We start from the raw sequence: 1,657 nt of genomic DNA on the forward strand, positions 1-1,657 counted from the left end.
TCCATGTAGCGCATGCGGTAGCGGCCGAGCTCGGCGCGGCTGATGCGGGCGCCGGCCGGCAGGTCGGGATGGTCCGACCGGATGCGGTCGGCGAGGCTCGGGCGCAGCGTGTCGATGCGCACCAGGTCGCGCTTGCGGAATTTGCGGCCCGAGATCGCCGACGGTTTTTTCTTCGGCTTGCCACGGTGGGCGCCGGGACCCGCAGGTTCGGAGTCCGGCACTTCGGGCGTCTCGAAGTGCTCGTCCGATACCGGATCGGCCTCCAGCTCACTGAGGGTCGGCGCCTCGAAATATTCGCCGCCGCTGTCGTGCTGGTTGTCTTCCGGTTGCTCGGGCGTTTTGGGGACGGTGCTCATGGGTGCGGGCTCCTGATGGTGCTGGGCGACGTATGCCGCAACATCGCCAGCATCGCGACGGATTTCGTGGGACTACAAGTGTTTTTGATCGCTTCCCGACTTCGTCATCCACGGGCGGAGCGGGAGCGAAGCGGACGCGCAGACGCGAGGATCCATGCCGCGACCTGCGAGTGTCGCTTGCGGTGCAGAACTTGCCCGATGTTGGCGCCAATCACCCCCCTCTGTCCTGCCAGCGTGCGCAAGGTTCTGCACCCTGGTGACGCGTTTGGAGTCCCGGCATGGATCCTCGGGTCTGCGCCGCGTCGCTATGCTCCTTGCTTCGCCCGTGGATGACGAAGTGGTGGGCGGCAGCCGAGCACCCAGACGCGAACCGCGCCGCGGCCACTATTGCTCGGCGAACATCAGCCTGGTCTTGGCGCCGTCCGTCGTCGGCGACAGGCTCCGTTGGATCAGCGCTTCGACGTGGTCGTTGCGCTGGCGGGCTGAGTCGGCGCCCATCACCACGACGATCAGATTGCGGCCGTCGGCGTTGTAGGAGGTGACGATGTTGAAGCCCGACGCCCTGATGTAGCCGGTCTTGATGCCGTCGACGCCGCGCACGCGGCCGAGCATGTCGTTGTGGCCGCGCACCAGCCGGCCGCGGAACATGAAATCGCTTTCGGAGAAATAGTGGAACTGCTGGGGAAAGCGCCGATGCAGCGCCATGCCGCGCACCGCCATGTCGCGCGCCGTCGTCATCTGGCCACCGTCGGGCAGACCGGACGCGTTGCGGAAAATGGTGCTGGTCATGCCGAGCTGGCGCGCCCTGGATGTCATCATGGCGGCGAACTGAGCTTCACTGCCGCCGAGATATTCGCCGACCGCCACGGCCACGTCGTTGGCGGATTTGACGACGATGGCGCGGATCGCGGAATCGACGTCGATGCTCTCGCCGCGCCGGAAGCGCAGCTTGGTCGGCGGCTGCGAGGCGGCATGGTCCGAAACCGGGATCTGCGTCTGCTTGCTGACGCGGCCGGAGTCCAGCGCCTCGAACAGCAGATAGAGCGTCATCATCTTGGTCAGCGAGGCCGGGTAGCGCTGCGCCGTCGAGCTGACCTCGAACAGCTGCTTGCCGGTCCTGGCGTCGACGACGATGGCCGCATATTTCTGCGCCGGCGCCGGCACGGCCAGCACGCTGTCGGGCGGCGTCGTGGCGCAGCCGGCAAGCAGCACCAGCAGGGCGAGTGCCGCAAAAAAGCTCTGGATGAGCGGAAGGGGGTTGTACAAGGGCAAGTCTGTTCTGGGGTCGGCTGTTGCTGAGA

The 1,657-nt window shown here is 66.5% G+C and carries 1 protein-coding gene and 1 pseudogene; both read right to left on the minus strand.

The window, feature by feature from the left end; genetic code table 11:
* Positions 1-356: pseudogene (locus EN984_RS33700) on the minus strand (hypothetical protein); the annotation flags it as partial.
* A gap of 384 nt (positions 357-740) precedes the next feature.
* Positions 741-1,622: a D-alanyl-D-alanine carboxypeptidase family protein gene (locus EN984_RS33705; RefSeq protein ID WP_164765881.1), complete on the minus strand. Its 882-nt coding sequence runs from the start codon at positions 1,620-1,622 to the stop codon at positions 741-743.
* Positions 1,623-1,657 lie beyond the last annotated feature (35 nt).

The organism is Mesorhizobium sp. M7A.F.Ca.CA.004.12.1.1 (assembly GCF_003997835.1).
Lineage (GTDB): Bacteria > Pseudomonadota > Alphaproteobacteria > Rhizobiales > Rhizobiaceae > Mesorhizobium.